Below are 24,681 nucleotides of genomic sequence, written 5' to 3'. Positions count from 1 at the left end.
CCCTTCGGTGCGATGCGGCGGAGACGGAAGTCTAACCCTCCGCCGGTCGCTGCGGACCGGCCGCCGTCCCGTCCCCGCCGTACACTCGCCGCCATGCCGAAGCGGTCCCGCCCCACCTCGTCCCCGGCCCTCGCAGGCGCCGCCCTCCTCGAGACGCTTCTCGGCGGCTGGCGGGCGCTGTCACGCCTCGAGGTGGACGGCTTCGCGGTGCAGCGCTCCCGCGGCGTGACCCGCCGCGCCAACAGCGTCGTCCCGATCGACCCGCCGACGGACACCGCGGCGCTCGATGCGGCACTGACGAGGATCGAGAGCCTCCTCGGCGCGGCGGGGGAGACGCCCACCTTCCGCCTGTTCACCGCCAACGGCCTCGACCACGAGCCCGTCCGCGCGGCTCTCGAGCAGCGCGGCTATGCAGCCGGACCACCTGTCCATGTCCTGCTCCGCCCGCTCGCCGACCACCGCACCGCTCCCGACCCCCGCGCCGCGATCACCGTCGGCGCACCGCCCGAGGACTGGCTCGAGGCCTCCTGGCGACTCGCCCCGCGCCCCGAGGAGGGCGCCCGCGAGACGCTGCGCGATCTCATGGCCGGCACCCCCGCGATCTACCTCGCCCTCACCGACCCGGAATCCCGCGAGATCGACGTCGTCGGCCGCGCCGCCCTCGTCCCGCATCGCCGCCGCACGATCGCCGTGCTCGACCAGATCGCCGTGGACCCGGGCCGCCGACGGGAGGGGCTCGGCCGAGCCGTCGTGCGCTCCCTGCTCTCCCTCGCCGCCGTCCAGGGCGCGGACCTCGCCCTGCTCGAGGTCGAGACCGGGAACACCGCCGCCCGCGCCCTGTACCGCGGCGAAGGCTTCACGCCCTGCGGCGAATACCGCTACCTCACCCGGCCCTGAGCCGGCCCGCCGCACCCGCGCGTGAGCGGCGCCCCTGCGCGGCCGTCGAACCGGAGCGCGCGCCCGTCCTAGACTGTCCCCATGCCTTCGATCGGACGAGATGACGTCGCACGCCTCGCCGACCTCGCACGGATCCAGCTCACCGAGGAGGAGATCGCCCGCTTCGCCGGCGAGTTCGACTCCATCATGGATGCTGTCGCCTCCGTCTCCGAGGTCGCCTCCGAGGACGTCCCCGCGACCTCCCACCCCATTGCCATGACGAACGTCTTCCGCGAGGACGTCGTGACCGAGACCCTCACGCAGGAGGAGGCGCTGGCCGGCGCCCCCGATGTGCAGGACGGCCGCTTCGCCGTCCCGCAGATCCTGGGCGAGGAGTGAGAGAGAGCATGACCGACTCCACCAGCACCCCCGACATGATCCGCCGCAGCGCCGCCGCCCAGGCCGCCGCGCTGCAGGCCGGCGAGACCTCCTCCGAGGAGCTCACCCGCGCCCACCTCGACCGCATCGCGGCCGTCGACGGCGACCTGAACGCCTTCCTCCACGTCAACGAGGAGGAGGCTCTCGCGACCGCCCGCGACGTCGACTCCCGCCGCGAGGCCGGCGAGGAGCTGCACCCCCTCGCGGGCGTGCCGATCGCCGTCAAGGACGTCCTGGTCACCAAGGGCCAGCCCACCACCGCCGGCTCCAAGATCCTCGAGGGCTGGGTCCCGCCGTACGACGCGACCCTCGTCGAGAAGCTCCGCGCCGCGGGCCTGCCGATCCTCGGCAAGACCAACATGGACGAGTTCGCGATGGGCTCCTCCACCGAGACCAGCGCCTACGGCCCCACCCGCAACCCCTGGGACCGCGACCGGATCCCCGGCGGCTCGGGCGGCGGCTCCGCCGCGGCCGTCGGCGCCTTCGAGGCCCCGCTCGCGATCGGCACCGACACGGGCGGCTCGATCCGCCAGCCCGGCGCCGTCACCGGCACCGTGGGCGTCAAGCCCACCTACGGCTCCGTCTCCCGCTACGGCCTGATCGCCATGGCCAGCTCCCTGGACCAGGCCGGGCCCGTCACCCGCACCGTCGAGGACTCGGCGCTGCTGCACGAGCTGATCGCCGGGCACGACCTGCGCGACTCGACCTCGCTGCCGGACCCCGTCGGCGCCTTCGCCGAGGCGGCCCGCAAGCGCGACGTCAAGGGCCTGCGCATCGGCGTGATCGAGGAGCTCGAGGGAGAGGGCTTCGCGCCTGAGGTCCGGGCCCGCTTCACCGAGTCCCTCGACCAGCTCGAGCGCGCCGGCGCCGAGATCGTCCGGGTCTCCTGCCCGAACTTCGAGTACGCGCTCGGCGCCTACTACCTGATCATGCCCTCGGAGGCCTCCTCGAACCTCGCCAAGTTCGACGGCATGCGCTTCGGCCTGCGGGTGATCCCCGAGGACCACCCCACCGCCGAGAACGTCATGAAGGCGACCCGCGGCGCCGGCTTCGGCGACGAGGTCAAGCGCCGCATCCTGCTGGGCACCTACGCGCTGTCGGCCGGCTACTACGACGCCTACTACGGCAGCGCCCAGAAGGTCCGCACCCTCGTCCAGCGCGACTTCGCCGCCGCCTTCGAGAAGGTCGACGTGCTCGCCTCGCCGACCTCGCCGACCGTCGCCTTCCGCCTCGGCGAGAAGATCGACGACCCCACCGCGATGTACATGAACGACATCGCCACCATCCCCGCCAACCTCGCCGGCACCCCGGGCATCTCCCTGCCCTCGGGTCTCGCCGAGGACGGCCTGCCCGCCGGCATCCAGTTCCTCGCCCCGGCCCGCGCCGACGAGCGCCTGTACCAGGTGGGCGGCGCCCTCGAGGCGCTGCTCGAGGACTCCTGGGGCGGACCGCTGCTGGCCAAGGCTCCCGAGCTCGCAGGAGGCGCAGCCCGATGACCACCACCGACATCACCCCCGTCGACTTCGACGAGGCGATCGACCGCTACGATCCGGTCCTCGGCATCGAGGTCCATGTCGAGCTGGGCACCGCGACCAAGATGTTCGACGGCGCGCCGAACATCTTCGCCGCCGAGCCGAACACCGCGATCACCCCCACCTCGCTGGGCCTGCCCGGCTCGCTGCCGGTCGTGAACGAGAAGGCCGTGGAGTACGCGATCCGGATCGGCCTGGCGCTGAACTGCTCCATCGCCGAGACCTGCCGCTTCGCGCGCAAGCAGTACTTCTACCCCGACCTCACCAAGAACTTCCAGACCTCGCAGTACGACGAGCCCATCGCCTTCGACGGCTGGGTCGACGTCGAGCTCGAGGACGGGGAGATCGTGCGCGTCGAGATCGAGCGCGCCCACATGGAGGAGGACGCGGGCAAGAACACCCACGTCGGCGGCGCGACCGGCCGCATCCACGGCGCCACCCACTCCCAGGTGGACTACAACCGCGCCGGCGTGCCGCTGGTCGAGATCGTCACCAAGCCGATCCCGGACACCAAGGGCCGCGCCCCCGAGGTCGCCGCCGCGTACGTCCGCACCCTGCGCGACATCTTCCGGGCCCTGGACGTCTCCGAGGCGCGGATGGAGCGCGGCAACGTCCGCGCCGACGTCAACGTCTCCCTGCGCACGGACCCGAGCGCCCCGCTCGGCACCCGCACCGAGACCAAGAACGTCAACTCCTTCCGCTCCATCGAGCGGACCGTGCGCTTCGAGATCTCCCGTCAGGCCGGGCTGCTCGACGCCGGCGAGTCGATCGTCCAGGAGACCCGCCACTTCCATGAGGACACCGGCGGCACCTCCTCGGGCCGTCCGAAGTCCGACGCGGAGGACTACCGCTACTTCCCCGAGCCGGACCTGGTGCCCGTCGCGCCGAGCCGCGAGTGGGTCGAGGAGATCCGCGCCGCGCTGCCCGAGCTGCCCGCCGCCCGTCGGCGCCGCCTGCTGGGGGAGTGGGGCTTCACCGACCTCGAGATGCGCGACGTCATCAACGCAGGCGCCCTGGACCTCATCGAGCAGACCGTCACCGCCGGCGCCACCGCCCAGTCCGCCCGCAAGTGGTGGATGGGCGAGCTCGCCCGCGTGGCGAAGGACCGCGACGTCGAGATCGAGGACCTTGAGATCACCCCGGCGCAGGTCGCCGAGCTGCAGGGCCTGGTCGACGGGAAGAAGATCAACGACAAGATCGCCAAGCAGGTGCTGGTGAAGGTCCTCGACGGCAACGGCGACCCCGCCGCGATCGTCGAGGCCGAGGGCCTGGCCGTCGTCTCCGACGACTCCGTGCTCACCTCCGCCGTGGACCAGGCGATCGCCGACAACCCCGACGTGGTCGCGAAGATCCAGGGCGGCAAGGTCCAGGCGATCGGCGCCCTGATCGGCCCGATCATGAAGGCCACCCGCGGCCAGGCCGACGCCGGCCGCGTCCGCGAGATCATCATGGAGAAGCTCGGCGTCAGCTGAGCCCTCGCCGCACAGCGCACGAAGGACGGGCCGCCCCGCGCAGGGGCGGCCCGTCCTGTCTGCGTCGACGCCGAGAGGCTCCGCGCGGACGCGGACCGCGGTGCGCTGCGGACCTTCTGACCGCTGCGCCGATGTGAGCGTCTCCACGGCTCAGGTCAAGAGCGGGTAAAGGATCTGTTGGCCGGATTGTCGGACAAGCACGCCGAGGTGGCGGGCGAAAGCCCATGTCATGCACAGGTTCCGCTCAGTCGGAGGTGCGCGGCGTGCGGCGGAGCGCGCAGGTTACCCCTGGGTACAGTCGTTCGTCGTCCGCTGTGCCGCCTCCCTCCTCGGTGACCGGCGCCCTGCGGGCCCCGAGTCCCCGACCCGGCGGACCCCCGCCGAAGGAGAACCCCCTCAGATGCCTGGAATAGACGCGGCCGTCGAGACGATCTTCGGCCCCATCGCCGCCTTCCTCAGCGCCGTCGTGTTCTACGAGGCGCCGATCTTCGGCGGCGTCCCGATCATCGTCGTGTGGCTGATGGCGGCCGCGATCTTCCTGACCGTCTGGCTGCGCTTCCAGCCGATCACCGGGCTCAAGCACTCGATCCAGGTGATCCGCGGGCGGTACACCGCCAAGACCGATCCCGGCGAGGTCTCCAGCTTCCAGGCGCTCGCCACCGAGCTCTCCGGCACCGTCGGCCTCGGCAACATCGCCGGCGTCGCGGTCGCGATCGCGGCCGGCGGCCCCGGCGCCGCGCTCTGGATCGCGATCTTCGGCTTCTTCGCCATGAGCGTGAAGATGGCCGAGGCGACCCTCGGCGTCATGTACCGCACGGTCAACGCCGACGGCACCACCGAGGGCGGCCCCATGTACTACCTGCGCGACGGCCTCGCGCAGATCGGCCGCAGGCGCCTGGGACGCGTGCTCGCGGTGCTGTACGCGATCTTCACCCTCGTCGGCGTGTTCGGCGCGGGCAACCTCTTCCAGTCCAACCAGGTCGCCGCGATCGTCGCCTCCTCGACCGGCAGCGAGTTCCTCTCGGGCAACCAGTGGCTGATCGGCGCGGTCATGGCCGTGCTCACCGCGATCGTGATCCTCGGCGGCGTCACGAAGATCGCCCGGTGGACCTCCGCGATCACGCCGGCGATGGCCGTGCTCTACGTGCTGTGCACGCTCGCGATCATCCTGGTGAACATCGAGGCGCTGCCCGCGGCGGTCGCAACGATCTTCACCAGCGCCTTCACGGCCGACGGCGTCACCGGCGGCATCATCGGCGTGGCCGTCATCGGCATCCAGCGCGCGCTGTTCTCCAATGCGGCGGGCGTCGGCTCCGCGGGCATGGCCCATAGCGCCTCGAAGACGAAGGAGCCCGCCACCGAGGGCTTCACCGCCCTGTGGGAGCCGCTCGTCGACTCCATCGGCGTGTGCATGCTGACCGCGATCGCGGTCGTCATCACCGGCGTCTACCAGGGCGGCGGGGAGGACGGCGTGGCGCTGACCGCGGCCGCCTTCGGCACCGTCGCGGGCTGGTTCCCCTACCTCCTCACCGTCGCCGTCGCCCTGTTCGGCTTCTCGACCGTGCTGGCCTACGCCTACTACGGCGAGCTCAGCGCCAAGTTCCTCTTCGGCAGCTCCGCGCTGGTGCAGAACGCCTTCCGCATCGCCTGGGTGCTCGCCGTGATCGTCGGAGCCGCGATCTCGCTGGACTCCGTGATCGCCTTCTCCGACGCGATGTTCTTCCTCATGTCGGTCCCGAACCTGCTGGGCATCTACTTCCTCGCCCGCGTGCTGCGCCTGGAGATCCTGCGCCACCGCTACCGAGTGAGCGTCGGCGCCCTCTCCGAGGTCGAGCCGGACCTCCAGGTGGGCATGGGCTCCCACGAGCCCACGGCGGAGCAGGTTGCCGCCGAGGAGCACCGCACCCTGACCGAGGAGCTGCGCCTGGCGGACCTCCACCGCCAGCTCGCCGAGGACCCCGACTTCCCGGTCCGCGCCGACCACCACGACGACGACCTCGCCTCGCCGATGGGGGAGACGGACTACGACGTCTGGGGCCAGGATCCCGAGCGCGGGGGCGACGCCGACCCGCAGGCGGAGCGCAGCTCTGCCGGGGTCTGACCCCGCACCCGTCCTGCAAGACAGGGGCCGTTCCGGACGCACCGGGGCGGCCCCTCGTCATGAGCACGGCTGACGGACATCCGTCCATCACGGGACCCATCGGATAAGCACCTCGGCGAGCCCGTGTCCACGGCTTTTGCCCGATCCGGCACCGTCGTGGCGCTTCTCATCCGGGCGGCTCCGGGGTTTGCGAAACGACACGTTTGCGTATTTAGGGTAGGCAACCCTTACCCCGGCGGGTCCGGATGGCCCGCCGCCCCAGGAGGTCCTCCCCATGGCTTCACTCGCAACGCGACCGGCGGCCTCGGCCCCCGACGGGACCGCCGCCGCGGAGACCGGACTGCTCACCGCTCGCACCGCCGACGCCTACCAGGACCTGCTCGGCCAGGTCACCCGCGACGTCGCCGAGCGGCTCCGCACGGTGCGCGCCCCCTCCGTCGGCCCCGACCGCCGGCGGCTCGAGCAGCTCGTGGAGGGCGTCGACCTCGACGGCCCCGGCGTGGGGGACGCCGCCGCCCTGACCGAGGCTGACTCCCTCTACGCGGGCAACGCCGTCTGGTTCCACCACCCCTCCTATCTCGCGCACCTCAACTGCCCCGTCGTGCTGCCCGCCGTCGCCGCCGAGGCGATGCTCGCCGCGATCAACACCTCCGTGGACACCTTTGACCAGTCCCTGGTCGCGACCCTGATGGAGCAGCGCCTGGTGCACTGGACCGCCGAGCGGATCGGCTTCACCGCCGGCGACGGCGTGTTCACCTCCGGCGGCACCCAGTCCAACCTCCAGGCCCTCTTCCTCGCCCGCTCCCGCGCCGAGCGCACGGCGGACGAGGACCGCGCCGCCCTGCTGCCCCGTCTGCGGGTCCTCGCCACCGAGGCCGCCCACTTCTCCGTCACCCGCTCCGCGCGCCTGCTCGGACTGCGCGAGGACGCCGTCGTCGCCGTCCCCGCCGACGCCGCGGGACGCATGGACGCAGCCGCGCTGCGGGAGTCGCTCGCCGCCCTCGAGGCGGCAGGCAAGCTGCCCATGGCGATCGTCGCGACCGCCGGCACCACCGACCGAGGCCTCATCGACCCGCTGCCCGAGATCGCCCAGGCCGCCCGTGCCCACGGCGCCTGGCTCCACGTCGATGCCGCCTACGGCGGAGGCCTGCTCCTCTCCCGCACCCGCCGCCACCTCCTGGACGGCATCGAGCACGCCGACTCCGTCACCGTCGACTACCACAAGACCTGCTTCCAGCCCGTCTCCTCGAGCGCCCTGATCGTGCGGGAGAGCGCGGACCTCGCCGCGACCGCGCACCACGCCGACTACCTCAACCCCGCCGCGGAGGCAGCCTCCGAGGACGCCGAGCCGAACCAGGTCGACAAGTCCCTCCAGACCACGCGGCGCTTCGACGCGCTGAAGCTGTGGACCACGCTGCGCTCCCTCGGGCCGGACGCGATCGGGGACATGGTCGACGCCTGCTGCGACCTCGCCGCCGAGGTGCGGGAGCTGCTCGCCGAGGATCCCGACCTGCACGTGCTGGGCACCACCGACCTCTCCACCGTCATCTTCCGCTTCCGCCCCGAAGGGCTCGACGACGCCCGCACCGACGCGCTGCAGCCCCTGATCCGTCGGATCCTGTTCCACTCCGGCCGCGCCATGGTCGCCCGCACCACCATCGACGGCACCCCCTGGCTGAAGCTCACCCTCCTGAACCCCGACACCACGCTGCTGGACGTCGCAGCCGTGCTCGACCTCGTCCGCGCGACCGGCCGCGGCCTGCTCGCCGGCAGCCGCCTCGCCGCCACGGAGCAGACCCGATGACCACCCCCGCCCCGCAGCACGTCCACGACCTCGTCGGCATCGGCATCGGTCCCTTCGGCCTGGGCCTCGCCGCGCTCGCCGACCCCCTCGACGACCTCGACGCCGTCTTCGTCGACCAGGCGGACGGCTTCTCCTGGCACCCCGGCATGATGCTCGAGGGCACCACCCTGCAGGTCCCCTTCCTCGCCGACCTGGTGACCATGGCGGACCCGACCTCTCCCTACTCGTTCCTCGCCTTCCTCAAGGCCACCGGGCGCCTCTACTCCTTCTACATCCGCGAGTCCTTCGCCCCGCTGCGCAGCGAGTACGACGCCTACTGCCGCTGGGTCGCGGAACGGTTGGAGAGCCTGCGCTGGGGCCGCCGCGCCCTCGCGATCGAGGAGGACGGTGACCACCTGCTGGTCACCCTCGCCGTGCTCGACGACCATGGCGCGACCACGCGCTTCGAGCAGCTGCGAACCCGCCACGTCGCGCTCTGCCTCGGCACCGCCCCGCACCTCCCGCCCCCGCTCGAGGCGCTCGCGGGGGAGGGCGGCCCCGCCCCGGTCCTGCACAGCGCCGACTACCTCGACCGCAAGCAGGACCTGCTGGAAGCGGGCTCCGTCACCGTCGTGGGCAGCGGCCAGTCCGCCGCCGAGGTCTACCGCGACCTGCTCGCCGCTGCCGCCCCGCGCGGCACCAGGGTGGACTGGGTGACCCGCTCGGAGCGGTTCTTCCCGATGGAGTACACCAAGCTCACCCTCGAGATGACCTCCCCGGAGTACACCGACCTGCACCGGGCGCTGCCCGAGGACGTCCGCGACGGTCTCTCCCGCACCCAGCGCGCCCTGCACAAGGGCATCAGCGCGGACCTGATCGACGAGATCCACGAGCTGCTGTACGGCCTCACCGCCGGCGGACGCGAGCTCCCCTCGCGCCTGCTCACCGCCACCGCCGTCACCGGCGCCCGCACGGACGGCGACGAGATCGTCCTGGACCTCGCCCACTCGCTCACGGGGGAGACGGCCGAGCACCGCACCGGCGCCATGGTCGCCGCGACCGGCTACCGCCCCCGCGACGCCGACCTCCTGGCCCCGCTCGGCGACCGGGTCCGACGGGACGCATCGGGCCGCCTCGACGTCGCCCGCGACTACACGGTCGACGAACCGGGCCGTCTCCACGTGCTCGGCACCGAGGAGCACACCCACGGCGTGACCGCCCCGGACCTCGGCTTCGGCGCCTGGCGCGCCTCCGTGGTGCTCGCCGCCGTGCTGGGCCGCGAGCCCTACCCGATCGAGCGAGCGATCGCCTTCCAGACCTTCGGCCTGCCGGCCGCGCACTGACCGCCGGCCGCGCACAGACCAGGAGAACCACGATGGACCTGACCTTCACCCCGCTGGACCCCGCCGCCCACGCCGAGCTGCTGCACGGCTGGCTCACCACCGACCGCGCCCGCTTCTGGGGCATGACCGCGCACAGCCCTGCCCAGGTGCGCGCCTATCTAGAGCGCGTCGACGCCTCCGCCGACGAGCAGGGCTGGATCGGCTCCCGCGCCGGGACTCCGCTGGTCTACGTCGAGACCTACGACCCCGCCCGCCTCCTCCCGGAAGGGTTGCTCGACCCGGAGCCCGGCGACCTCGGCATGCACCTGCTGATCGCCCCGCCCGCCGGTGCGCCCGCGCACGGGCTCACCGCCGCGGTGATGGGGGAGGTGATCTCCTGGTGCCTGTACGAGCGTGGCGCCGCCCGCGTGGTCGTCGAGCCCGACGAGCGCAACCGCGCCGTGCTCGCCAAGAACGCCGCGGCCGGCTTCCGGGTCCTGCGCCATGTGGAGATCCCCGACGGCGAGGGCACCAAGCGTGCCGCGCTGAGCGTCTGCACCCGCGCCGACTTCGCCGCCTCGCCCCTCGGCCCCGGCACCGCGTCCACCGTCCATCTCCGCCCCGACATCGCCGAGCAGGCCCACCGTCACCTGATCGCCAAGGCGCTCGCCGAGCTCTCCCACGAGCGCGTCCTCGCCCCCGAGCGGCGCGGCGAGGGTGCCTGGGAGCTCGTCGTCCCCGGCGCCGATATCCGCTACCGCTTCACCGCCCGGGTGCTGCCGCTCGAGCACTGGCTCGTCGACCCCGCCTCGATCGCCCGCGTCGAGGACGGGACGCCCACCCCGCTGGACGTGCAGGTCCTCGTGGCCGAGCTGCAGGACCTCCTCGGCATCCCGGACGATCTCCTCTCCACCTATCTCGAGGAGCTGGCCTCCACCCTCGCGGCCCGCTGCGCGACCCTCGAGGAGGCGAGCCGCGGCGAGCGGCCGTCGGCCGAGGAGCTCCTGGACGCGGACCTGCCGCGGATCGAGGCGGCGATGACCGAGGGGCATCCCGGCTTCCTCGCGGGCAACGGCCGCATCGGCTTCTCCCTGCCCGACTACCGCGCCTTTGCCCCCGAGCAGGGCCGCACCACCCGCCTGGAATGGGTCGCGGTGCGGCGCGAGCACGGCCACCTCGCCCTCGGCGAGGGCCTCACCGAGGAGGACCACGCCGCCTGGTCGCTGTCGGCGGAGGAGCGCGCAGCCTTCACCGCACGGCTCACGGGCCGCGGCCTCGACCCCACGGACTACTACCTGATGCCGCTGCACCCCTGGCAGGCCGGCCACCGCCTGCCGATCACCTTCGCACCCGACATCGCCCGCGGCGACCTCGTCCCCCTCGGCGCCGGCGGCGACGAGATGCAGCCCCAGCAGTCCCTGCGCACCTTCGTCAACCGCACCCGCGAGGGCGCCCCCTACGTCAAGGTCGCCCTCGCCATCCAGAACATGGGCTTCCTGCGCGGCCTGTCCCCGCACTACATGCGCGACACCCCCGCCATCAACGACTGGCTCGCCGCACTCGTCGCCGGCGATGCGGAGTTCTCGGACCAGGGCTTCCGCGTGCTGCGCGAGCGCGCCGCGATCGGGTACACGGGCGACGCCTACCACCGCACCCGCACCACGAACCCCCACCGCAAGATGCTCGCCGCGCTCTGGCGCGAGAACCCGGTCGCGCAGCTCGCACCGGGGGAGCGGGCCTTCACCATGGCTGCGCTCCTGCACCGCGACCACGAGGGCCGCTCCGTCGCCGCGGCGGTGCAACGCGCCTCCGGCCTGCCGCCCGAGCAGTGGCTCGCCGGATACCTGCGCGCCTACCTCCGCCCGATGGTCCACCTGCTGCTCGCCCACGACGTGGTGGTGATGCCCCACGGAGAGAACCTCATCCTGCGCGTGCGGGAGCAGCAGGTGATCGGCGCGTTCTACAAGGACATCGGCGAGGAGATGGCGGTGGTGGGCCGCCGTGCCCTGCCGGAGGGCATGGAGCGGGTGCGGGCCGTGGTGCCGGGGGAGGAGAAGGCGCTGTCGATCTTCACCGACGTCTTCGACGGGGTGCTGCGTCACCTCGCCGGGATCCTCGACGCCGACGGGATCCTCCCCTCCGACCGGTTCTGGGGCCAGGTCGCGAGCGTGCTCGACGAGTACGAGGCCGATCACCCCGGCCTCGCCCGCGGCCTCGCCGGCGATGTGGACCTCCGCGCCGGCTCCTTCGCCCACTCCTGCCTGAACCGTCTCCAGCTGCGCAACACCCTGCAGATGGTGGATCTCGGCGACCAGGCCTCCTCGCTGCTGTACGCCGGGAGGATGGGCAACCCCGTCGCGAGGGTGGGGGCGATCGTCTGAGCGGTGACCAGTGTGATCCCCGTCCGGCGTCCGGATGGTGACACCGCCATCTCGAATGGCGGCGTAGCATGACGGGCATGGCTCAGCTCCGTTCCCGCACCTCGACCCACGGCCGCAACATGGCAGGCGCCCGCGCCCTCTGGCGCGCCACCGGCATGAAGAGCGGCGACTTCGGCAAGCCGATCATCGCGATCGCGAACTCGTACACGCAGTTCGTCCCCGGCCACGTCCACCTCAAGAACATGGGTGACCTGGTCGCGAGCGCGGTCGAGGAGGCCGGCGGCGTCTCCAAGGAGTTCAACACCATCGCCGTCGACGACGGCATCGCCATGGGCCACGGCGGCATGCTCTACTCGCTGCCCAGCCGCGACCTCATCGCCGACTCGATCGAGTACATGGTCAACGCCCACACCGCCGACGCGCTGGTGTGCATCTCGAACTGCGACAAGATCACCCCCGGCCACCTCATGGCCGCGATGCGCCTGAACATCCCGGTCATCTTCGTCTCCGGCGGTCCCTCCGAGTCCGGCAAGCCCGTCGAGGGCGTCACCGAGAACCGGATCGACCTGGTCGATGCGATGTCGCTGTCCGCCAACGACTCGATCACCGACGCGCAGCTCGCCGAGGTGGAGGAGAACGCCTGCCCCACCTGCGGCTCCTGCTCAGGCATGTTCACCGCGAACTCGATGAACTGCCTCACCGAGGTGCTGGGCCTGTCCCTGCCCGGCAACGGCACCACCCTCGCCACCCACGCCTTCCGCAAGGAGCTCTTCCTCGAGGCGGGGCGGAAGATCGTCGAGCTCGCCACGCGCTACTACGAGGAGGACGACGAGTCGGTCCTGCCCCGTGCGATCGCGACCAAGGCCGCGTTCTCCAACGCGATGGCCATGGACGTGGCGATGGGCGGCTCGACCAACACGATCCTGCACATCCTCGCCGTCGCGATCGAGGCCGGCGTCGACTTCGGCCTCGACGACATCGACCGCATCTCCCGCTCCGTGCCGACGCTGTCGAAGGTCGCCCCCAACGGCACCGCCCACGTCGAGGACGTCCACCGCGCCGGCGGCATCCCCGCGATCCTCGGCGAGCTGGACCGTGCCGGGCTGCTGGACCACACCGTCCACACCGTCCACTCCCCGGACCTCACCAGCTGGCTGGCCGAGTGGGACGTGCGCGGCGGTAGGGCCTCGAAGAAGGCCGAGGCCCTCTTCCACGCCGCCCCCGGCGGCGTGCGCACCACCCAGGCCTTCTCCACCACGAACACCTGGGACGAGCTCGACCTCGACGGCGAGAACGGCGTGGTCCGCGCCGTCCCCCACGCCCACACCAAGGACGGCGGCCTCGCCGTGCTCAAGGGCAACCTCGCCCGCGACGGCGCCGTGTTCAAGACCGCCGGCGTCACCGAGGACCTCTTCCACTTCGAGGGCACCGCGGTGGTCTGCGACTCCCAGGAGGAGGCGGTCCAGAAGATCCTGGACAAGACCGTGAAGGCCGGCGACGTGGTGGTCATCCGCTACGAGGGCCCCAAGGGCGGCCCCGGCATGCAGGAGATGCTCTACCCCACCTCCTTCCTCAAGGGACGGGGCCTCGGGAAGACCTGCGCGCTGATCACCGACGGCCGCTTCTCCGGCGGCACCAGCGGCGTCTCCATCGGCCACATCTCCCCGGAGGCGGCCGAGGGCGGGCTCATCGGCCTCATCGAGGACGGCGACAGGATCATCATCGACGTCGACAAGCGCCTGCTCGAGCTCGATGTGCCCGAGGACGAGCTGGCCCGCCGCCGCGAGGACAAGGGCGCCCTGCCGTGGCGGCCGGAGAACCGCGACCGGAAGGTCTCCCAGGCCCTGAAGGTCTACGCGCACCTCGCCCGCTCGGCGACCTACGGCGCGACCCGCCGCCCGCTGGACTGACCGCGGCGCCTGCGTCCGAGACCAACGGCCGTCGACCCCTTCCGGGGCCGACGGCCGTTCCGCGTGCCGGGACGGGTCACGCCCCGAGCGCGGCCTCGTAGCGCTCCAGCGCGATCTCGGCGACGAGCGGATGATCGCCGAGAGGGGCGGTGACCACGTCGGCCCCCGAGGCGGCGACCAGGTCGTGGAAGTGGCCGGGGGCGAGCACATAGCTCGCCACCACCACCCGTGCGTCGTCGGCCAGGCCCTCCCGCGCCGCGGCGACGGCGTCGGCCACTGGTGGTGTGGCCGCATAGGCGAACCCCGTCGTCACCTCCCGCCCGAGCCGCTCGGACAGCAGACGCGCCATCTCCTCGACCTGCGCGACGCCCTCGGGATCCCGCGTGCCGGAGCCCGCCATCACCACCTCATCGCCGTCCCGCAGGCCCGCCTCGGCGAGGCGCTGCGCCATCACCTCCGCGAGCCGCGGATCCGGGCCGAGCGGCGCGGCGGCCGTCGCGGCACGGCCGGCGACCGCCCCGCCGATGTCGTCCTTGACGTGATAGCCGAGGGAGAGCAGCAGCGGCACCACCACCGCCTCGACCTCCTCGCCCTCGCGGGTGCGCCTCTCGGTGGGCCGGGCATGGGCGGCGACCACCGCGGCCACGTCCGGGGACTGCACGTCCACGAACGCCTCCCGCACCGCACCCGGCGCCTGCGCGGCGATCCGGCGCAGCAGGGCGCGCAGCACGTCCCGTCCCTCCCGCGAGCGGGTGCCGTGCGAGCAGCCGATCAGCACCGGGGCGGGGGAGCGGTCGGAAGCGGGCCCGTGCTCCGGCAGGTCGACGGCCTCCCGGCCCGAGCCGTGCTCCGGGGCCTCCGCCGCGGCGGCCGGCTGCTCCGGGCGCAGGAACCCCTCGGCAGCGGTCCGGCCCACCACGATCACGGCCGGATGCCCGATGCCCGCCTCCAAGGCGGCCTGCTCGATGTCCGCGAGGGTGCCGCGCACCTGGCGCTGGCCCGGCAGGGTCGCCTCCTGCACCACCGCGACCGGGGTCGCGGGGTCGATCCCGTTCAGCAGCGCCTGGGCGACCAGCCGCGGCAGCCACTCCACCCCCATCATCAGCACGGTGGTGGTCCCCGGATCGGCGAGCGCCGCGAGATCCGCGGGCCCCAGGTCGCCGTGGGCGTTGACCATGTGCACGGCGACCGCGGTGCCGCGATGGGTGACGGGCATGTCCCCGGCCGCCGGACCGGCCAGCGCCGAGGTCACCCCGGGCACCACCTGCACGTCGATGCCCGCGGCGCGGCAGGCGAGGACCTCCTCGCCGCCGCGGCCCAGCACGAAGGGGTCCCCGCCCTTCAGCCGCAGCACGCGCCGCCCCTCGCGGGCCAACGCGACCAGCAGCGCGCCGATGTCGTCCTGCCGCATGGAGTGCGCACCGGGCCGCTTGCCCACGTCGATCACCTCGACGTCCGCGCCCAGCTCGTCCAGCAGCGCGCGCGGACCGAGCCGGTCGGCGACCACCACGTCGGCCTGCCGCAGCAGGTCCAGGCCCCGCACCGTGATCAGGTCCCAGGCGCCGGGGCCGCCGCCCACGAGGGCGACGGCCCCGGGCTCGAGGCGGGCGCCGGTCAGGCAGCTCACGCCTCCCCGCCCGTGCCGGGTCGCGGCGCGGCGGCGACGTGCACGTGCCCGTCGAGCACCTCGACGTCGAACACCGCGATCGGCAGCTTCTCCCCGCCGCCGGAGTCGAGCACCGCGCCGGTGTCGAGGTCCCAGCTCTGCTTGTACATGGGGGAGGAGAGGGTGGGGACGAGCCGTCCCTCCTCCTCGCCCTCGACCGTGAGCAGGTGGGTGCCCACCAGGCCGCGGGAGAGGATATTCGAGCGGGAGTAGGGGTCGTGCTGCTGCACGGCGCGCACGCTCCCGTCGTCCAGCAGGAACACCGCGATCTGGGTGCCGTCCGGCAGGAGCGCCGCGGCGCCCCGCTCCGGGGTCAGCGCGCCGAGCGGGCAGATCGGCACGAGGGCGTCGGCGGGGGCGGTCATCACTGGTCCTCCTGCGAGATGTGGGCGGCGCCGGCGAGGGCGTGCTCCTTCGCCGCGAGCGGGGTCGGGAAGGTGGTCTCCGGGGCGTCCTCCGGCCGGGCAGGGCGCACCTGCTCGCGCTCGAGCACGTAGCGCAGCGTCTTGTCGTGCAGGTCCGGGGCGTTGATGAAGGACACGAACTTCGCGCGCCGCTCCGGATCGTGCACCGCCTCGGCCCACTCGTCGACGTAGGTGTCGGTGTGGCGCTGCATGGCGGCCTCGAGCTCCTCGCCGATGCCGAGGGAGTCCTCGACGATCACGCGGCGCAGCTCGTCGATGCCGCCGGGGTACTCCTCGACCCAGCGGGCGGTGCGCTGGAGCTTGTCCGCCTCGCGGATGTAGAGGATGAGGAAGCGGTCGATGCAGCGCTGCAGGGTCTCGTCGTCGAGGTCCTCGACGAGCAGCTGCGCATGGGCGGGCTGGGCGCCGCCGTTCCCGCCGACGTACAGGTTCCAGCCGCGGTGCGTGGCGATCACGCCGACGTCCTTCGCCTGCGCCTCCGCGCACTCGCGGGCGCAGCCCGAGACGCCGATCTTGATCTTGTGCGGGGAGCGCAGCCCCCGATAGCGGCGCTCGAGGTGCGAGGCCATCGCGGTCGAGTCGCCCACGCCGTAGCGGCACCAGTTGGTGCCCAGGCAGCTCTTCACCATCCGCAGCGATTTCCCGTAGGCGTGGCCGGACTCGAAGCCGGCCTCGACCAGGCGCTCCCAGATCTCCGGCAGCTGTTCGAGCCGGGCGCCGAACATGCCGATCCGCTGGGCGCCGTTGACCTTCACGTACAGGCCGTAGTCCTTCGCGACCTGAGCGAAGACGAGCAGCTTCTCGGGGGTGACCTCGCCGGCGGGCATCGCGGGGATCACCGAGTAGGTGCCGTCCTTCTGGATATTCGCCATGACGTGGTCGTTGGTGTCCTGCAGCGAGCCGAGCTGACGGCCCACCGGGCTGTGACGCTTGCCGGAGAGGGCGCCGAGCGAGGACAGGATCGAGGCGACCGTGGGGCGGCAGACCGCGCAGCCGCGGCCCGCGCCGGTGCCGTGCGCGGCGACGACCTCGGTGAAGGTCTCCTGGCCGCCCTCCTCGACGAGCCTGTACAGCTCGGCGCGGGAGTGGTCGAAGTGCTCGCACAGCGCGCGGGAGACCTCGATGCCGCTCTTGGCCAGCTCCTGGTTCAGCAGCTTCGTCAGCGACGGGACGCAGGAGCCGCACACGGTGCCGGCGGTGGTGCACTCCTTGATCGCGCCGATCGTGTGGCAGCCCTGCTCGTTCACGGCGTGGCGCACCGTGCCCGCGGAGACGTTGTTGCACGAGCAGATCACCGCGTCGTCCGGCATCTCCGCGCCCGCGAGCGCATCGCCCCCGCCCTCCGGCGCGATCACCGCGGAGGGGTCGGCGCCCAGCGCCCGCCCGGTCATCGGGCGCAGCTGCGAGTACAGGGCGATGTCGCCGACGAACACGCCGCCGAGCAGGGTCGTCGCGTCGTCGCTCATCACGAGCTTGCGGTACTGGCGGTGCACGGGGTCGACGAAGGAGACCTCGAGCGCGTCGGGGGTCATGGCGTTGACGTCGCCGAAGGCGGCGGCGTCCACGCCCACGCCCTTGAGCTTCGTGCCGTCCTCGCCCCGCTGGTGGGTGCGGGTGCCGCCGAGGAATCGGTCGGCGACCACGTCGGCCATGTCGTTGCCGGGGGCGATCAGGCCCGCGCACACCCCGTCGAAGGAGGCGCACTCGCCGATCGCCCAGATGTCCGGGTCGGAGGTCTGGCAGCTCTCGCCCACGACGATGCCGCCGCGATCGCCGACGGCGAGGCCGGCCTCGCGGCCGATCCGGTCGCGGGGGCGGATGCCGGTGGAGAAGACGACGACGTCGGCGGGCAGCTCGCTGCCGTCGGTGAGCTCCGCGGTGCCCATCGCGCCGTCGGCGGCGGGGCGGAAGGCGGTGGCGCCCACGCCGGTGCGCACCTCGATGCCCTTGTCCTGGATGAGCAGCCGCAGCATCTCGCCGCCGCCGTCGTCGAGCTGGACGGCCATCAGCCGGTCCGCGAACTCGACCACGGTGGATCGGGCGCCGAGGTCCTGCAGCGCGGCCGCGGCCTCGAGGCCGAGCACGCCGCCGCCGACGACGACGCCGCGGACCTCGCGGCCCAGCGCCTCGCCGCGCTCGGCGACCCAGGCGGCGAGGGACTCGACGTCGTCGACCGTGCGATAGCTGAAGGAGCCGGGAAGGTCGTTGCCCTCGGCGCGGGGCGCCCAGGCCCAGGAGCCGGTGGCGAGCACGAGCCGGTCGTACTCGTGCACGGTGCCGGAGGCGCAGGTGATGGTGTGCGCGGAGCGGTCCAGGCTCTCGGCGGCGTCGCCCGTGACCAGCGTGATCCTCGGGTCGGCCCAGACCCCGGTGTCCAGGGCGAGCATCTCGGCGCGGCGGTGGCCGAACCAGTCCGAGAGGTGCACGCGGTCGTAGGGCTGCTGGGTCTCCTCGCCGATCACGGTGAGGGTCCAATCGCCGGTGGGGTCCTGGGACTGCATCCGGGCCGCGAAGCGGTGCCCGGTCATGCCGCCGCCGATCACGACGATGCGGGTGCCCGGCGGCAACGGCGTCCCGGCGGCGGGGGCGAGGGGGGAATGGCCGGTGGCGTTCATGGCTGTGCGCACGGTCCTCTCTGGAGCGGGTGACCTCGTCCATACAGTAGGCGGGACCGGACGCCGTGCGCAGGACTTTCGTCGCTCCGTCGGGCCTCGCCGCGGGGCCCCTCCGGACTTTCCCCCGCGGACTCGCGAAGCGCATCGCGCCCGCGCCGCTGCGACGGCTGCCCGCAGGGTCTCGCGATCCGGACAGGTGGCCCCGGCCACGCCCCGGGGCCTATGGTGGGCGCATGCAGACGATCCTTCTCGTAGTTCCCGAGCGCGGCTGACGCCCACTCGTCGCTTCGAGACGTCATCCGCGCCCCTCCCCGAGCCCCAGGCGGAGGGGCTTTTTCGTGCCCGGCCCGCGGGACGGCGCGACGGGAGGGACGGGGAGCATGTTCCACTCACCGCCACCGCCCACCGTCCGAGACGACGAAGGAGTTCCGATGACCGGACAGCAGATGACCGGCGCGCAGGCGCTGGTCGAGTCCCTCGAGCATGCCGGGGCAGAGGTCGTCTTCGGCCTTCCCGGCGGCGCGATCCTGCCCACCTACGACCCGCTGATGGACGCGAAGAAGCTCCGTCACGTGCTGGTCCGGCACGAGCAGGGTGCCGGCCACGCCGCTTCCGGCTACGCCCACGCGACCGGCAAGGTCGGCGTGTGCCTGGCGACCTCCGGCCCCGGCGCCACCAACCTCATCACCGCGATCGCCGACGCCCAGATGGACTCGATCCCGCTGGTCGCGATCACCGGCCAGGTCGGCTCGATGTTCATCGGCACCGACGCCTTCCAGGAGGCGGACATCGTCGGCATGACGATGCCGGTGACCAAGCACAACTTCCTGGTCAAGGACGCCGCGGAGATCCCGAAGGTCATCAAGCAGGCCTTCCACATCGCCTCGACCGGCCGGCCCGGCGCGGTGCTGGTGGACGTCACCAAGGACGCCCAGCAGGACATGATGGAGTTCGTCTGGCCCGAGACCCTCGACCTGCCCGGCTACCGCCCCGAGCCGCGCCCTCACGGCAAGCAGATCCGCGAGGCGGTGCGCCTCATGCTCGAGGCGAAGCGCCCGGTGTTCCTGCTCGGCGGCGGCGTGCTGCGCGGCAGCGCCACCGACGAGGTGCGCGAGCTCGTGGACTCCTCCGGCATCCCCTTCACCACCACCCTCATGGCGCGCGGCGCCCTGCCGGACTCCCACCCGAGCCACCTCGGGATGCCCGGCATGCACGGGACTGTCGCCGCGGTCTCGGCCCTGCAGCGCGCGGACCTGCTGATCAACATCGGCGCCCGCTTCGACGACCGGGTCACCGGCCGCCTGGACTCCTTCGCGCCCGGCGCGAAGATCATCCACGCGGACATCGACCCCGCCGAGATCTCGAAGAACCTCGTCGCCGACGTGCCGATCGTCGGGCAGGCCGGCCAGATCGCCAAGGCGCTGACCGAGGAGCTCCGCGCCCGCCTGGCCGAGTCCGACCCCCGCGACTACGAGGGCTGGTGGGGCACGCTGGACATGCTCCGGGAGAACTACCCGCTGGGCTGGACCGCGACCGAGGACGGCTTCACCGCCCCGCAGAAGGTGATCTCCCGCATCGGCGCGATCTCCGGGCCCGACTCGATCTACGTCGCGGGCGTGGGCCAGCACCAGATGTGGTCGGCCCAGTTCGTCCAGTACGAGAACCCGCGCACCTGGATCAACTCCGGGGGGCTGGGAACCATGGGCTACTCGGTGCCCGCGGCGATGGGCGCCAAGGTGGGCATGCCGGAGAAGACGGTGTGGTCCATCGACGGCGACGGCTGCTTCCAGATGACCAATCAGGAGCTCGCCACCTGCGTCATCAACGACATCCCGATCAAGGTCGCCGTCATCAACAACAGCTCGCTGGGCATGGTGCGCCAGTGGCAGAACCTGTTCTACGACCAGCGCTACTCGAACACCGAGCTGAACACCGGCCACGGCTCGCGCCGCATCCCCGACTTCGTCAAGCTCGCCGACGCCTACGGCTGCGTGGGCCTGCGCTGCGAGCGGGACGAGGACATCGACGACACCATCCGCCAGGCGATGGAGATCAACGACCGCCCCGTGATCGTGGACTTCACCGTCAGCGCCGACGCGATGGTGTGGCCGATGGTGCCGGCCGGCGTGTCCAACGACGAGATCCAGATCGCCCAGGGCATGAGCCCCGAGTGGGAGAGGGACATCTGAGCATGACCACCAACCAGCAGCAGGCCCCGACCGGGACCCCCGACTACGTCATGTCGCCGAACAGCCAGACCCTCTCGGTGCTGGTGGAGAACAAGCCCGGTGCGCTCACCCGCGTCACCGCACTGTTCTCCCGTCGCGGCTACAACATCTCCTCGCTCGCGGTGGGACCCACCGAGCATCCGGAGATCTCCCGCATCACGGTCGTGGTCGACGTCGAGCAGCACCGGCTCGAGCAGATCACCAAGCAGCTCAACAAGCTCGTCAACGTCCTCAAGATCGTCCAGCTCGACCCCCGCCAGACGGTCCAGCGCGAGCTGATCCTCATCAAGGTCACCGCCGACAGCTCCACCCGCACCCCGGTGCTGGAGATCGTGCAGATGTTCCGCGCGAAGGTCGTCGACGCCGCCTCGGACTCGGTGACGATCGAGGCGACCGGCACCCAGGACAAGCTCACCGCCCTCCTCGGCATGCTCGAGGAGTTCGGGATCCGCGAGATCGTGAAGTCCGGCGAGGTCGCGATCGGGCGCGGCGGTCGGGCGATCACCGACCGCGCGCTGCTGTCCTGACCCCGCCCCGCTGACCGAATAGCAAGACCCTTTCTCACATCGCAGGACGAGGGGCGATACGATCGCCTCGACGCCCGCAGCCGACCATCGAAGGAGCACAACGTGGCTGAGATCTTTTACGACGACAACGCCGATCTGTCCATCATCCAGGGCAAGAAGGTCGCGGTCGTCGGCTTCGGCTCGCAGGGCCATGCCCATGCGCTGAACCTGCGCGACAGCGGCGTCGAGGTCCGCGTGGGCCTGCGCGAGGGCTCGAAGTCCGCCGCGAAGGCCCAGGAGGAGGGCCTGACCGTCGGGACCGTCGCCGAGGTCGCCGAGTGGGCGGATCTGATCATGATCCTCACCCCCGACCAGGACCAGCGGAAGGTCTTCGCGGACTCGATCGCGCCCCACCTCTCCGAGGGCAAGGCGATCGCCTTCGCGCACGGCTTCAACATCCGCTTCGGCTACATCGAGGTCCCCGAGGGCGTCGACGTGCTGCTGATCGCCCCGAAGGCCCCCGGCCACACCGTGCGCCGCGAGTTCGTCGCCGGCCGCGGCATCCCGGACATCGTCGCCGTGGAGCAGGACGCGACCGGCTCCGCCTGGGACCTCGCCCTGTCCTACGCCAAGGGCATCGGCGGCACCCGCGCCGGCGTCATCAAGACCACCTTCACCGAGGAGACCGAGACCGATCTCTTCGGCGAGCAGGCCGTGCTGTGCGGCGGCATGAGCCACCTCGTCCAGGCCGGCTTCGAGACCCTCACCGACGCCGGCTACCAGCCGGAGATCGCGTACTTCGAGGTCCTCCACGAGCTCAAGCTGATCGTCGACCTCATGAACGAGGGCGGCATCGCCAAGCAGCGCTGGTCGATCTCCGACACCGCCGAGTACGGCGACTACGTCTCCGGCCCCCGCGTGGTCACCGACCAGACGAAGGCCGACATGAAGGCGATCCTCGCCGACATCCAGTCCGGCGCCTTCGCCAAGCGCTTCATCGACGACCAGGACAACGGCGCCGAGGAGTTCAAGAAGCTCCGTGCCGAGGAGGCCGAGCACCCGATCGAGAAGGTCGGCAAGGATCTGCGCAAGATGTTCTCCTGGAGCGCGCAGTCCATCGACTCGGACTACGTCGAGGGCAGCGCCGCGCGCTGACCCACCCGGTCCCCACACAGCGGCGGGAGCACCCTCGAGGTGCTCCCGCCGCCGTCTTTCGTGCATCATGCTGTTCTGAACACATGCACGAGAAGTCGGCCGACGGGCCGAGCAGGGGGAATCAGGGATGAACACGATGGCGACCGCACGCACGACCACGCGACGCACGGCGCTGACGGGGCTGGGGGCCCTGGGCGTGATGACGACGGCGGGGGCCTGCTCCCTGCTGCCCGGCGAGGACGAGACACCAGCCGGAGGAGCGGACCCGACGACGAGCGACGCCGGAAGCGACGGGGGAGGCGCCACCACGGAGCCCGCCCCGGAGCCCGGCACCACCTTCGGCGAATGGGCCGCACGGGAGGATCTGCGGACCGTCGAGCTCGACCTCGCCGCGGCCGACGAGCGCACGGGTCTCGGGCCGGGGGAGCTCGAGCGCAAGGACCGCTTCGGAGCGTGGGCATCGCCGGGCTTCCCGGAGGACTCGCCGGTGCTATCGGCGGAGCCGCTCGCCCTGGATCCCGAGGCGGCCGAGGCCCTCGGCGGGGATGCCGTCGCGCGCGACGCCCTGCGCGGCGTGCTGGTCCAGGCGATCATCGAGATCGCCGACAGCCCACTGCTGCTCGAGTCCGACAACTCGCGCTCCGAGGAGGTGGCGCCCCCGCTGATGGAGGCGCTAGGCCTGGACGCCTTCGATCCGGCGGCCTTCGCCCCGATGTTCGAGGAGGTCCCGCTCAGCGGCACGCCCGTGCCCGGGGAGGGTCTGCCGGAGGTCTACGACTTCGAGCCCGCTCCCTATCCCGAGGGCGGTCCGCGGATGAGCGTGCTGGAGACCTCGAGCCTCCTGTCGCGGCTGCCGGCAGGTGCCCCGTTCTCCGCGGCGGGCGCCGCCATGATCGCGAGTGTGCGCGGTGCGGTGCCGATCGTGCGCGAGGGCGAGGAGGCAGTGCTGCGGCGCGAGGTCTCCTTCCTCCTCGGCATCGAGGACGGCGGGATGAACGCACTGATGAGCTACGTGATCAGCACCGGCCCGGCACTCGCGATCGCCGACGCCGAGGAGCTGCCGCTCATCGAGCCGACCGAGGTGCCCGAGGACTGGCAGGAGCTGACTCTCGGACGTCTCGTCGCGGCCGTTCCCTCGGGGCTGGGGCAGGTCGAGGAGGTGGAGCTCAGCGCGAGCGTTCGCGACGAGAGCGGCAGCGCCGTCGCTGCGATCACCCTCTACCGCCTGCCCGTGGCGAGTCCGTATCAGCTCGGACCCGCGCAGCACGCCGCCCGTGTGGAGGTGGGCGGCGCGGACCTGGTCACCGCCGAGCTCACCGCCGGCGGCGAGGCGGGACTGATCCTCACCGTGCGCGTGCACGTGGGGGAGGAGGAGTACCACGTCCAGGTCAACGGGCTCAGCGAGGAGGAGGCACCCGTCATCGCCCACCAGGTGCTGGCGGGGCTGCGGGTGGAGGGGTGAGACGCTGCTCGGCTGCGTCGGTGAGACGGCGGTGTTTACCTGTAGCTCACAACGCTCAGCGCGAGCCCCTGGCGCGGAGTGAAGTACGGACGCACGATGACGGTCTCCGTGCCGCCTGCTCCTACGATATCGAGGAGCGCTGGCCGGAGATCGTCCAGCGCCCCCGCGACTCGCAGCTGCGTCGGCTCGAGGACGTCACGCTGGCAGGCGGTCTCCATCTGAACCACGGCCATGCCACCTCGCGAGCGGTCACGCGCGGCATCCGCTACCGCTACGTCGGCATCGGGGAGCAGACTGCGGCCGCTGAGCTGCGACGGCTGATCGCGGACAGGGACACTCTGCAGACCTTCTGCCTGAACGACGCGGTGCAGGAGCTCCCGTCGGATGTCGTCAATCGGCAGGTGCGGGCGTTCCTCGCCGAGCGGTTCCCCGACATGGGGTCCTTCGAGAAGCTGCCGGGCTGACCGCCGGCGCTGTCACCGCGCCGTGAGATAGGCGCGCAGCAGATGGGGCCGGTCAGCTCGATCACGTCGGCGCCCGAGCGCAGCGCACCGATCGCGGAGCGCACGGTGTTGTCGGGGAAGCTGCCCAGGGTGGTGCCGCGATGTGCGAGCACCAGCGGCGTGCCGCGCTCCGCCAGCAGACGGCCGAGGCCGGCGCGCAGCGCGTCGGGCGTCGGGACGGGCATGGAGCATCCTCCGGGGACTGGTGGGAGTGGACGTCGCAGTCGGCACCACAGTAGGGCGCACCGCCCCGTACGGCGAAGCCGGGAGGATCTCGCATCCTGACCCGCGTTCCCGCATGGCGGA

At 72.2% G+C, this 24,681-nt stretch carries 17 protein-coding genes; 14 read left to right on the top strand and 3 right to left on the bottom strand.

Features of this window, described 5'->3' with window-relative positions; all coding sequences use genetic code 11:
• The first annotated feature begins 93 nt into the window (after positions 1 to 93).
• The 9 genes from DEU31_RS14570 to ilvD all read left to right on the top strand — a co-directional run bounded on the left by DEU31_RS14570 (position 94) and on the right by ilvD (position 13,815).
• A complete protein-coding gene (locus DEU31_RS14570) occupies positions 94 to 897 on the top strand; it encodes a GNAT family N-acetyltransferase (RefSeq protein ID WP_133677660.1) in 804 nt (267 codons plus the stop codon).
• Positions 898 to 978: 81 nt separating this feature from the next.
• Positions 979 to 1,275: an Asp-tRNA(Asn)/Glu-tRNA(Gln) amidotransferase subunit GatC gene (gene gatC, locus DEU31_RS14565; RefSeq protein ID WP_133677659.1), complete on the top strand. Its 297-nt coding sequence runs from the start codon at positions 979 to 981 to the stop codon at positions 1,273 to 1,275.
• 8 nt (positions 1,276 to 1,283) lie between these two features.
• Entirely contained in the window at positions 1,284 to 2,810 is a 1,527-nt protein-coding gene (gene gatA, locus DEU31_RS14560; RefSeq protein WP_010552296.1) for an Asp-tRNA(Asn)/Glu-tRNA(Gln) amidotransferase subunit GatA, read from the top strand.
• Positions 2,807 to 4,318, top strand: a complete 1,512-nt coding sequence (gene gatB / locus DEU31_RS14555; protein WP_010552295.1) for an Asp-tRNA(Asn)/Glu-tRNA(Gln) amidotransferase subunit GatB — start codon at positions 2,807 to 2,809, stop codon at positions 4,316 to 4,318. The genes gatA and gatB overlap by 4 nt, the downstream gene beginning before the upstream one ends.
• Before the next feature lie 400 nt (positions 4,319 to 4,718).
• Positions 4,719 to 6,419 (top strand): amino acid carrier protein, encoded by a 1,701-nt coding sequence (locus DEU31_RS14550; protein WP_133677658.1) that lies wholly within the window; start codon positions 4,719 to 4,721, stop codon positions 6,417 to 6,419.
• 274 nt (positions 6,420 to 6,693) lie between these two features.
• Entirely contained in the window at positions 6,694 to 8,223 is a 1,530-nt protein-coding gene (locus DEU31_RS14545) for an aminotransferase class V-fold PLP-dependent enzyme (protein WP_010552293.1), read from the top strand.
• Positions 8,220 to 9,545 carry a SidA/IucD/PvdA family monooxygenase gene (locus DEU31_RS14540; RefSeq protein ID WP_133677657.1) on the top strand — a complete coding sequence of 442 codons (1,326 nt, stop codon included), beginning with the start codon at positions 8,220 to 8,222 and terminating at the stop codon, positions 9,543 to 9,545. Before DEU31_RS14545 ends, DEU31_RS14540 begins: the two co-directional genes overlap by 4 nt.
• Positions 9,546 to 9,577: 32 nt before the next feature.
• Positions 9,578 to 11,905, top strand: coding sequence for a GNAT family N-acetyltransferase (locus DEU31_RS14535; RefSeq protein WP_133677656.1), 2,328 nt, complete (start codon positions 9,578 to 9,580; stop codon positions 11,903 to 11,905).
• A 77-nt stretch (positions 11,906 to 11,982) separates the two neighbouring features.
• Positions 11,983 to 13,815 carry a dihydroxy-acid dehydratase gene (gene ilvD / locus DEU31_RS14530; RefSeq protein ID WP_133677655.1) on the top strand — a complete coding sequence of 611 codons (1,833 nt, stop codon included), beginning with the start codon at positions 11,983 to 11,985 and terminating at the stop codon, positions 13,813 to 13,815.
• A 76-nt stretch (positions 13,816 to 13,891) separates the two neighbouring features.
• Here ilvD and cobA read toward each other — a convergent pair whose 3' ends face one another.
• The 3 genes from cobA to nirB are packed head-to-tail and all read right to left on the bottom strand — an operon-like array spanning position 13,892 to position 18,521.
• Positions 13,892 to 15,442 (bottom strand): uroporphyrinogen-III C-methyltransferase, encoded by a 1,551-nt coding sequence (cobA, locus tag DEU31_RS14525; protein ID WP_133677654.1) that lies wholly within the window; start codon positions 15,440 to 15,442, stop codon positions 13,892 to 13,894.
• Positions 15,439 to 15,846: a nitrite reductase (NAD(P)H) small subunit gene (locus DEU31_RS14520; protein ID WP_010552288.1), complete on the bottom strand. Its 408-nt coding sequence runs from the start codon at positions 15,844 to 15,846 to the stop codon at positions 15,439 to 15,441. Before DEU31_RS14520 ends, cobA begins: the two co-directional genes overlap by 4 nt.
• On the bottom strand, positions 15,846 to 18,521 hold the full coding sequence (nirB, locus tag DEU31_RS14515) for a nitrite reductase large subunit NirB (RefSeq protein ID WP_133677653.1): 2,676 nt from the start codon (positions 18,519 to 18,521) through the stop codon (positions 15,846 to 15,848). The genes DEU31_RS14520 and nirB overlap by 1 nt, the downstream gene beginning before the upstream one ends.
• A gap of 431 nt (positions 18,522 to 18,952) precedes the next feature.
• Here nirB and DEU31_RS14510 point away from each other — a divergent pair, with 431 nt between their 5' ends.
• From DEU31_RS14510 to DEU31_RS14490, 5 genes are all read left to right on the top strand, one after another.
• Positions 18,953 to 20,710, top strand: a complete 1,758-nt coding sequence (locus tag DEU31_RS14510) for an acetolactate synthase large subunit (protein WP_133677652.1) — start codon at positions 18,953 to 18,955, stop codon at positions 20,708 to 20,710.
• Positions 20,711 to 20,760: 50 nt separating this feature from the next.
• A complete protein-coding gene (gene ilvN / locus DEU31_RS14505; RefSeq protein ID WP_029360997.1) occupies positions 20,761 to 21,276 on the top strand; it encodes an acetolactate synthase small subunit in 516 nt (171 codons plus the stop codon).
• 102 nt (positions 21,277 to 21,378) lie between these two features.
• Complete coding sequence (gene ilvC / locus DEU31_RS14500; RefSeq protein WP_010552284.1) at positions 21,379 to 22,410, top strand: ketol-acid reductoisomerase; 1,032 nt, start codon at positions 21,379 to 21,381, stop codon at positions 22,408 to 22,410.
• 136 nt (positions 22,411 to 22,546) lie between these two features.
• The gene (locus DEU31_RS14495; protein ID WP_133677651.1) at positions 22,547 to 23,872 is read left to right on the top strand and encodes a hypothetical protein; all 1,326 of its coding nucleotides are present in this window, start codon (positions 22,547 to 22,549) and stop codon (positions 23,870 to 23,872) included.
• Positions 23,873 to 23,892: 20 nt separating this feature from the next.
• The gene (locus DEU31_RS14490) at positions 23,893 to 24,336 is read left to right on the top strand and encodes a hypothetical protein (protein ID WP_133677650.1); all 444 of its coding nucleotides are present in this window, start codon (positions 23,893 to 23,895) and stop codon (positions 24,334 to 24,336) included.
• Positions 24,337 to 24,681 lie beyond the last annotated feature (345 nt).

The organism is Brachybacterium sp. AG952, from assembly GCF_004362645.1.
Classification (GTDB): domain Bacteria; phylum Actinomycetota; class Actinomycetes; order Actinomycetales; family Dermabacteraceae; genus Brachybacterium; species Brachybacterium conglomeratum.
The sequence above is the reverse complement of the archived record's forward strand: the minus strand, read 5'-3'. Positions and strand labels throughout refer to the sequence as shown.